Annotated in this window: 12 protein-coding genes; 10 read left to right on the plus strand and 2 right to left on the minus strand. The window is 65.5% G+C overall.

The annotated features are described in order from the left end of the window. Positions 1-175 precede the first annotated feature (175 nt). The 3 genes from I6F35_RS02220 to I6F35_RS02230 are packed head-to-tail and all read left to right on the plus strand — an operon-like array spanning position 176 to position 2,272. Positions 176-544: a YciI family protein gene (locus I6F35_RS02220; RefSeq protein ID WP_225115997.1), complete on the plus strand. Its 369-nt coding sequence runs from the start codon at positions 176-178 to the stop codon at positions 542-544. Further along, on the plus strand, positions 541-1,818 hold the full coding sequence (locus I6F35_RS02225; RefSeq protein ID WP_225115998.1) for an RNA polymerase sigma factor: 1,278 nt from the start codon (positions 541-543) through the stop codon (positions 1,816-1,818). The genes I6F35_RS02220 and I6F35_RS02225 overlap by 4 nt, the downstream gene beginning before the upstream one ends. Before the next feature lie 40 nt (positions 1,819-1,858). Further along, positions 1,859-2,272: a VOC family protein gene (locus tag I6F35_RS02230; RefSeq protein ID WP_225115999.1), complete on the plus strand. Its 414-nt coding sequence runs from the start codon at positions 1,859-1,861 to the stop codon at positions 2,270-2,272. A 1-nt stretch (position 2,273) separates the two neighbouring features. Here the strand turns inward: I6F35_RS02230 and I6F35_RS02235 are convergent, their stop codons facing one another. Beyond that, positions 2,274-2,711, minus strand: coding sequence for a hypothetical protein (locus I6F35_RS02235; protein WP_225116000.1), 438 nt, complete (start codon positions 2,709-2,711; stop codon positions 2,274-2,276). A 161-nt stretch (positions 2,712-2,872) separates the two neighbouring features. Here I6F35_RS02235 and cobS point away from each other — a divergent pair, with 161 nt between their 5' ends. Next, positions 2,873-3,625 carry an adenosylcobinamide-GDP ribazoletransferase gene (gene cobS / locus I6F35_RS02240; RefSeq protein ID WP_225116001.1) on the plus strand — a complete coding sequence of 251 codons (753 nt, stop codon included), beginning with the start codon at positions 2,873-2,875 and terminating at the stop codon, positions 3,623-3,625. A 6-nt stretch (positions 3,626-3,631) separates the two neighbouring features. After that, positions 3,632-4,201: a histidine phosphatase family protein gene (locus I6F35_RS02245; protein ID WP_225116002.1), complete on the plus strand. Its 570-nt coding sequence runs from the start codon at positions 3,632-3,634 to the stop codon at positions 4,199-4,201. Here the strand turns inward: I6F35_RS02245 and I6F35_RS02250 are convergent. Then, a complete protein-coding gene (locus tag I6F35_RS02250) occupies positions 4,198-4,986 on the minus strand; it encodes an SDR family oxidoreductase (protein ID WP_225116003.1) in 789 nt (262 codons plus the stop codon). The two genes, I6F35_RS02245 and I6F35_RS02250, sit on opposite strands and share 4 nt — an antisense overlap. A gap of 170 nt (positions 4,987-5,156) precedes the next feature. Here I6F35_RS02250 and I6F35_RS02255 point away from each other — a divergent pair, with 170 nt between their 5' ends. From I6F35_RS02255 to I6F35_RS02275, 5 genes are all read left to right on the plus strand, one after another. Further along, positions 5,157-5,810, plus strand: a complete 654-nt coding sequence (locus I6F35_RS02255; protein ID WP_225116004.1) for a glutathione S-transferase family protein — start codon at positions 5,157-5,159, stop codon at positions 5,808-5,810. Further along, entirely contained in the window at positions 5,811-6,179 is a 369-nt protein-coding gene (locus I6F35_RS02260) for a nuclear transport factor 2 family protein (RefSeq protein WP_225116005.1), read from the plus strand. It abuts the gene before it with no gap. A 170-nt stretch (positions 6,180-6,349) separates the two neighbouring features. Continuing rightward, positions 6,350-6,763 (plus strand): YciI family protein, encoded by a 414-nt coding sequence (locus I6F35_RS02265; protein WP_225116006.1) that lies wholly within the window; start codon positions 6,350-6,352, stop codon positions 6,761-6,763. A gap of 74 nt (positions 6,764-6,837) precedes the next feature. Beyond that, positions 6,838-7,257: a YciI family protein gene (locus I6F35_RS02270; protein ID WP_225116007.1), complete on the plus strand. Its 420-nt coding sequence runs from the start codon at positions 6,838-6,840 to the stop codon at positions 7,255-7,257. 31 nt (positions 7,258-7,288) lie between these two features. Continuing rightward, the gene (locus tag I6F35_RS02275; protein WP_225116008.1) at positions 7,289-7,654 is read left to right on the plus strand and encodes a hypothetical protein; all 366 of its coding nucleotides are present in this window, start codon (positions 7,289-7,291) and stop codon (positions 7,652-7,654) included. The last annotated feature ends 406 nt before the right edge of the window (positions 7,655-8,060 follow it).

The raw sequence follows: 8,060 nt of genomic DNA on the forward strand, positions 1-8,060 counted from the left end.
GAATCTGTTGGTGATACGAAATTGTCGCGGTGCTGGAACTCACCTCTTCGAAATTTCTTCTAAGCGTTGTCGGCTGCGGGCATAATCGTTCGTCTTAAGAGCATGATCCGGAAAAGTGGGCTCCAATTTTCCGACAAGATCATGCTCCGATAAAGACAACGGAGATGCCTGACGCATGCTTTACGCCATCCTTTGCTATCACGACGAGGACATGGTCGGTTCCTGGACCAAGGAACAGGACGCGGCCGTCATGAAGAAACTTTCCGTCGTCCAGGAGAAGCTCGCCAAGCAGGGCCGGCTTGGGCCGGTGGCGCGGCTGTTGCCGACCACGGCGGCGACCACGCTGCGCAAGGACGATCCGCCCCTGGTGCTGGACGGTCCCTTTGCCGAGACCAAGGAACAGTTGCTCGGCTTTTACGTCGTCGACTGCAAGAATCTCGACGAAGCGCTCGACGTCGCGCGCGATCTCGGCGCGGCCAATCCCGGCGGCGCCTATGAGATTCGCCCGGTCGGGATTTTCAACCCGGGGAGTGTTCAGCCGTGACCGACACCGCCTGGATCGATGCCGCGCTGACCTCGGCGCGACCCCAGGCGGTCGGCGCGCTGCTGCGCTATTTCCGTGATCTCGATCGGGCGGAGGAGGCGTACCAGAACGCCTGCCTGCGCGCGCTCAAGAGCTGGCCGCAGAACGGTCCGCCGCGCGATCCCGCGGCGTGGCTGATCATGGTCGGCCGCAATGTCGGGATCGACGAGGTCAGGCGCAGCCGCAAGCAGGAGGCGCTGCCGGACGACGACCAGGCGATCTCCGACCTCGACGATGCCGAAGACGCGCTCGCCGAGCGGCTCGACGGCTCGCACTACCGCGACGACATCCTGCGGCTGTTGTTCATCTGCTGCCATCCCGATCTGCCGCCGACGCAGCAGATCGCGCTGGCGCTGCGCATCGTCTCCGGCCTTTCGGTAAAGCAGATCGCGCGCGCCTTCCTGGTCAGCGAGGCCGCGATGGAGCAGCGCATTACCCGCGCGAAGGCGCGCGTGGCCGAGGCGAAAGTGCCGTTCGAGGCGCCGGGCGCGGTCGAACGCAGCGAGCGCCTCGCCTCGGTGGCGGCGATGATCTACCTGATCTTCAACGAGGGCTATTCGGCGAGCGGCGACACCGCCGAGATCCGCAGCCCCCTCTGCGAGGAAGCGATCCGGCTGGCGCGGCTGCTGCTGCGCCTGTTCCAGAGCGAGCCGGAGATCATGGGGCTGACCGCGCTATTGTTGTTGCAGCACGCCCGTGCCGCGGCGCGGTTCGATGCTGACGGCGCCGTGATCCTGCTCGAGGACCAGGACCGACGGCGGTGGAATCGGCCGCTGATCGCCGAAGGGCTGGCGCTGATCGACAAGGCGATGCGCCATCGCAGCAGCGGGCCCTACCAGGTGCAGGCCGCGATCGCGGCGCTGCATGCGCGCGCGGAAACACCTGAGGATACCGACTGGAAGCAGATCGAGCTGCTCTATGGCGCGCTCGAGATCATGCAGCCCTCGCCGGTGGTGACGCTGAACCGCGCGGTGGCGGTATCGAAGGTGCGCGGTCCGGAAGCGGCGCTCGAGATGATCGAGCCGTTGGCCCAGCGGCTGCAGAACTATTTTCACTTCTATGGCGTCCGCGGCGCCTTCCTGATGCAGCTCGGCCGCAATGACGAAGCCCGCACAGCCTTCGACCGCGCCATCGCGCTCGCCAACACCACCGCGGAAGCCGCCCACATCCGCATGCATCTCGACCGCCTGATGCGCGACAGCCAGCCGCGCGACGCCAAATCGTCGAAGAAATAGCCGTCTTCAAAGCACACTGTCATCAACCAAGGAGCAAGCGATGCAAGTCAATCCATATCTGTTCTACAACGGCAATTGCGAAGCGGCGTTGAAATATTACGAGAAGGTGCTCGGCGCCAAGATCGAGGCGATGCTGACGCATGAGCAGGCGCCGGAATCGATGCCGGTTGCGCCCGACTGGAAGAAGAAGATCATGCACGCCAGGATCACGATCGACGGCGAGATCGTCATGGCCTCCGATACGCCGCAGGAACATTTCCACCAGCCGCAGGGTTTTGCGGTGTCGCTGACAGTGGAGAACCCCGCCGACGGCGAGCGCAAGTTCAAGGCGCTCGCGGAAGGCGGCACGGTGACCATGCCCTTCACCCCGACTTTCTGGGCCAAGGGCTTTGGCATGTGCATCGACCAGTTCGGCATCCCCTGGATGGTGAACTGCCCCGCCGAGGGGATGTGAGCTACCTACACCTCGGATAGATCGCCGCGAGTTCGCGGCCGCGCAACAACAGAAGCCGCGACGTCAATCCGCCGCGGCTTCGGATCCAGCCGCGCACCGGCGCCGGGTACGCCTCGAGCACCGCCTCGGAGGCCTCCGGCTCGGCATAGAAGCGCCCGCGCCGGTCGACCGAGCGCGCAGCGTGGAAGCCGAGGATCGCGCGCCGCGTCACGCAGATGCGATCGTTCGGCACCACCGAGAGCACCAGCGTGCAGGCCGACAGGCAGGGCCCGTCGATCACCACGCGCTCGCCGGTCTCGCGGACACGGGCGAACAGTTCGAGGAATGGCTCGACCTGTCCGCCCGGGCTTGCCAGGATGCGCACCTCGGCGCGCGCGAACGAACCCGCTGCGAGCAGCGCCGCTGCGATCAAAGCCGCCGTGATCACCGCCCTTCGCATCCGCGGCCTCCCTGATCTCCACGCCCCCGGATATTTAACGACGGCGCCTGCGGCAAGATTTTGTCATGCCCCCGCGCCAGCGGCGGATCGCGACAGAAGGCGCGGATGTCGTCTAGACTGCCGAACTGCATGCGATTCCTCATGCAGATTAAGGCATCACCATGAACGAATGGCTCGACGATCTCAAAACCGCGATCGCCTTCCTGACGCGGCTGCCGATGCCGCACCCGGACGGCGCCGTGCCGCCGAATTTCGTGCGCGCGCACCGGATGTTTCCCGTTGTCGGCGCGATGATCGGCGCTGCGATCGGCGTGATCTGTCTCGGGCTGCGGCACCTCGGCGTGCCCGATCTCGCCGCCGCGGCGCTGGCGCTCGGGGCCGGCGCGCTCCTGACCGGCGCGCTGCACGAGGATGGTCTCGCCGATGTCGCCGACGGTTTTGGCGGCGGCCATGATGTCGCGGCCAAATTGGAGATCATGCGTGACAGCCGGCTCGGCACCTACGGCGCGCTGATCCTGCTGGTAAGCTTTGCCACCAAGCTCGCCGCGCTGGCGGCGGTCCCGGACGGTTATGTCGTGCAATGCCTCGCAACCGCGCATGCGCTGGCGCGCGGCGCGCTGCCTGCGATGTCGATCAGCCTGCCCTATGCGCGCAAGGACGGGCTTGCCGCCAATGCCGGCCAGCCCGATCGCGCCATGGCCGCGATTGCTTCCGTCATCGCCTTGGCCATCGCGTTGCTGTCATTGTCCGTGACGAATGCGCTGTACGCAGCGCTTGCAGCCGGGCTCAGTGTGGCCGGCATGGCCTGGCTGGCGCAGCGGCAGATCGGCGGGCAGACCGGCGATGTGCTCGGCGGCGCCGAGCAGGTCGCCGAGACCGCCATCCTGGTGCTGCTCGCCGCGCGGCTGGCGTAGTTCGAGATGGGCGTCGAAACCAATCTGTGGCTGATACGGCACGCGCCCGTCGATGGGCCGAAGGGGGTCATTCATGGCCCGGACGCGCCGGCCGACCTCGGCGATCAGGCGGCTTTTGCCGCGCTGAAGGCAAGGCTGCCGCAAGGCGCGTTCGCGGTCTGCAGCCCGGCGCGCCGCACGCGCGAGACCGCGGCGGCGCTTGGGCTTGATGCGGTCCAGAACGCCGCCTTTCGCGAACAGGATTTCGGCGCTTGGACCGGGCGGCGTCACAACGATCTCGTGACTGAGCTCGGCGCCGCCTATCACGCCTTCTGGCAATCGCCGGCGCGCAATCGGCCGCCCGGCGGCGAAAGCTTTGTCGACCAGATCGCGCGCGCGAAGCAGGGGCTGGCGTCGCTGCCGGCGGGCGATGCCGTGCTGGTCGTGCATTCCGGCACGATCCGCGCAGTGCTCGCGATCGCGCTCGAGCTTCAGGCGGACAGTGCCTTGCGGTTCGTGATCGATCCGCTCTCGCTCAGTCGGATCGACCGCCTGGCCAATGGCTGGCGCGTCGTGGCCGTCAACCAGCGACCCTAGCCGTTTCGCCCCTGTCCGCGCAGCGTCGGCAGGCCGATGCCGGCGGCATCGAAGCCGCCGTCGACGGCGAGGATCTGCCCGGTGATGTAGCTCGCGCGGTCGCTGGAAAGGAAGAAGATCGCTTCCGCCAGTTCTTCCTCGAGGCCGTAGCGGTTGAGCGGGATCGCGTCGTGATAGTCGGCGCGGATGGCCGCCGTGTGCACCGCCTTCGCCATCGCAGTGTCGACCGGACCCGGCGCCACCGCATTGACGCGGATGCCGAGCGAGGCGAGCTCGACCGCGAGCTGCTTGGTCAGATGCGCGAGGCCCGCCTTGCTGGTGCCGTAGGCCGAGCGCAGCGTGGAGGCGCGCACCGCCGAGATCGAGGTGATGTTGACGATGGCGCCGCCGCCATGCTCGCGCATCAGGGGCGCTGCCGCCTTGGCGCAGAGGAACGGGCCGGTGAGGTTGACCGCCAGGATCCGGCTCCAGTCCGCATCCGAGGTCTCGAGCAGCGGCGCGAACACCGCAACCCCGGCATTGTTGACGAGCGCGTCGAGCCGGCCGAAGCGCTGTTCCACCGCATCGACCGCCGCAGCGACGCCAGTGGCATCGGAGACGTCGCATGCCAGCGCCAGCGTGCTCTCGGCCTGCTCGAGGCCGGCGACCGCCTCGTTCAGCAGTTCGCGCTCGATGTCCAGGAGTGCCACGCGCCAGCCCTCGGCGAGGAATCGCTTGGCGGTGGCAAGCCCGATGCCGCGCGCCGCCCCGGTGACGAGCGCGACCTTTTGCGAAGATGTAGCCATGAACCTTCCCTGTTGCGCCGTTTCCGGCATGACGGCGACCCTGTTGCGCCGCCTCCGTGATGAAAGCAAGTTCCGCGGCCGTGAAATAAATCGTCTGGCAGTGTCGGGGCAACCGGTCGTGCTTCGTCTTCCCTGGGCAAGGCCATTCTTGGCCCCTGACAGGAGTTCCGATGTCGCTGACGCTGCACTATCACCCGCTGTCGTCGTTCTGCTGGAAGGTGCTCATCGCCCTCTATGAGAACGATGTCCCGTTCACGCCGAATCTGGTCGATCTCACTGATCCTGCCGAGCGCGCGGCGCTGTTGAAACTGTCGCCGATCGGGCGTTTCCCGGTGCTGCAGGACCATGCGCGGAACCAGGTCGTGCCGGAGTCGAGTGTCATTATCGACTATCTCGACCGCCATTACCGCGGCCGCACCAGGTTCATTCCTGATGACGCCGACAGCGCCCGGCAGACCAGGCTGCGCGACCGCTTCTACGATCTCTATGTGCACCTGCCGATGCAGAGGATCATTGGCGACCGGCTGCGGCCCGTGGACAGGAAAGACCCGCATGGCGTGGCGGAGGCGAGGGCGCAGATACGCAGCTCCTATCGCATCATCGATGGACAGATGGCGTCGGGCGGCTGGGCGATGGGCGAGGAGTTCAGCCTGGCGGATTGCTCCGCCGCACCACCTCTGTTCTACGCCAACATGGTGACGCCGTTCGACGACGAGCACCGCAGCCTGCGCGCCTATTTCGAGCGCCTGAAGGCGCGCCCGTCCTTCGCGAGGGTGATGAAGGAGGCGGAGCCCTATTTCAAGCTGGTGCCGATGGAGAGCTGAATGTCAGCCACCGACATGGGCGAGATCATCCGCGCGATCTTCGCCGCCTATCTGGCGAACGACCGCCAGCGCGTCGAGGACGCCCTCACCGACGACTTCCATTTCACCACCCCGTATGACGACAATATCGACAAGCCGACCTATTTCGCCCGCTGCTGGCGGAATAGCGGCTGGATTGCGAGCCATGAGCTGGAACGGATCTTCGTCGAAGGCGATGCGGCCTTCGTGACCTATCGCTGCACGGGCAAGGATGGAACGAGCTTTCGCAATACCGAGTTCTTCGCCTTCGATGGTGACAAGGTGAAGCGCATCGACGTCTACTTCGGCGCCACCTATCAAAATGGCAAATTCGTCAAACGGGATCCGTAAAATGGCAACCCGCGCCCGATTGCCGCAATGACCTCCGGAATAATTTCGCGGGACCTGTCGGCGCGGCAAGATCCCGTTCGTCTTATCTGCGAGTGCCTGATGCAATTCTGGTGCAATCCACCCCGTGTACCAGTACCCGGTACAGGTGACCCCTAACGGAGCGCGAGACGATGCGATTCATGGTGATAGTGAAGGCCAGCCGGGACAGCGAGGCTGGCGTGATGCCCTCGACGGAACTTTTGGCCGCGATGGGCGCCTTCAACGAGGAGATGGTCAAGGCCGGTGTCATGCAGGCCGGCGAGGGCCTGCACCCGACCGCAAATGGCGCGCGGGTGAGCTATGGCGGCGGCCAGCCCAGCGTCAGCCGCGGCCCATTCACCTTGAGCAATGATCTCATCGCCGGCTTCTGGCTGATCGAGACCAACTCGCTCGATGAAGCGATCGACTGGATGAAGCGCGCGCCGTTCGAGGACGGCGAGATCGAGATCCGGCAGGTTTTCTCCACCGAGGATTTCGGCGAGGCATTGACCCCGGAATTGCGCGAGCAGGAAGAGCGCCTGCGCGCCCAGGTCGCCACGAGGTAACGTTGCCACCTCATTTCCGCGAACTCATCGCGTCGCGATGCGCCGGAAGAAATCCCAACCACGAGGAAACACCCATGCGATTCATGATGCTGATGATCCCGCTCGGCTACGAGACCGCGCCGCCGAAGATCGATCTCGACCCGGAACGCGTCGCGGCGATGATGAAATACAACCAGGCGCTGAAGGACGCCGGCGTGCTGATCGCGCTCGATGGTCTGCATCCGCCATCGGCGGGCGCGCGCGTCTCTTTCGCCACCGGCAAGCCCGTCGTCACCGATGGCCCCTTCACCGAATCGAAGGAAGTGCTCGGCGGCTACTGGATGATCAACGTCGCCTCGCGTGCGGAGGCGATCGAGTGGGCGAAGCAATGCCCGGCCAGCGAGAACGAGATCATCGAGATCCGCCAGGTGCAGGAAATGAGCGATTTCTCGGAGGAAGTGCAGAAGGCGGCCGCCGGTTTCGAGGACCTGCAGCGGGATTCGGCACATCGCTAGGCGGAGCATCCATCAAAGAGGAGAAGAACGCATGAGCACGAACGATACCTATCTCGCTGTCTTCGTCGGCAGCATGAACAATCCGAAAATGAAGGCTTGGCACGCGCTGCCCGAGGCAGAGCGGCGCGCCAAGGAGCGGGAGGGCATTGCGGCCTGGAAGGCCTGGGTCGAAAAGCATCAGGCCGTGATCATCAAAATGGGCGGACCACTGGGCAAGACCAAGAAAGTCGATGCCAGCGGCATCGCCGACATCAGCAACGAGCTGAGCGGCTTCACGGTGCTGCGCGCCAGTTCGCATGAAGCTGCCGCAAAATTGTTCGAGAACCACCCGCATTTCGCGATCTTCCCCGGCGAGCGAGTGGAGATCATGCCGGTCCTGCCAATTCCGGGCGGCTAGCCTCGCCGCGGACCGGCCTTCAAAGTCACCTCTCCCGTCTTGCGGGAGAGGTCGGCGCAAAGCGCCGGGTGAGGGTTCTTTCCACGCGGGGAGTCCCGCCGCTGAGACACCCTCCCCAGCCCTCTCCCGCAAGCGGGAGAGGGGGAAGGCGCAACTTCCGTTGGTCAGCCTCGCCGCGGAGCGGCCTTCGAAGTCACCTCTCCCGCCTTGCGGGAGAGGTCGGCGCAAAGCGCCGGGTGAGGGTTCTTTCCGCGCGGGGAGGCCCGCCGCTGAGACACCCTTGTATCTGCTCGGACATGATTTGTGCGATGGAAGCGACTTGCGCTTTGGCCGGTGGCCACCGGCCAAAGCGCGTGGCGATGTCGCCCGTTTCCCCCTCCGGCTACAACCGTGGGTGAGCTTTGGG

Source organism: Bradyrhizobium sp. BRP22 (genome assembly GCF_020194175.1).
Classification (GTDB): domain Bacteria; phylum Pseudomonadota; class Alphaproteobacteria; order Rhizobiales; family Xanthobacteraceae; genus Bradyrhizobium.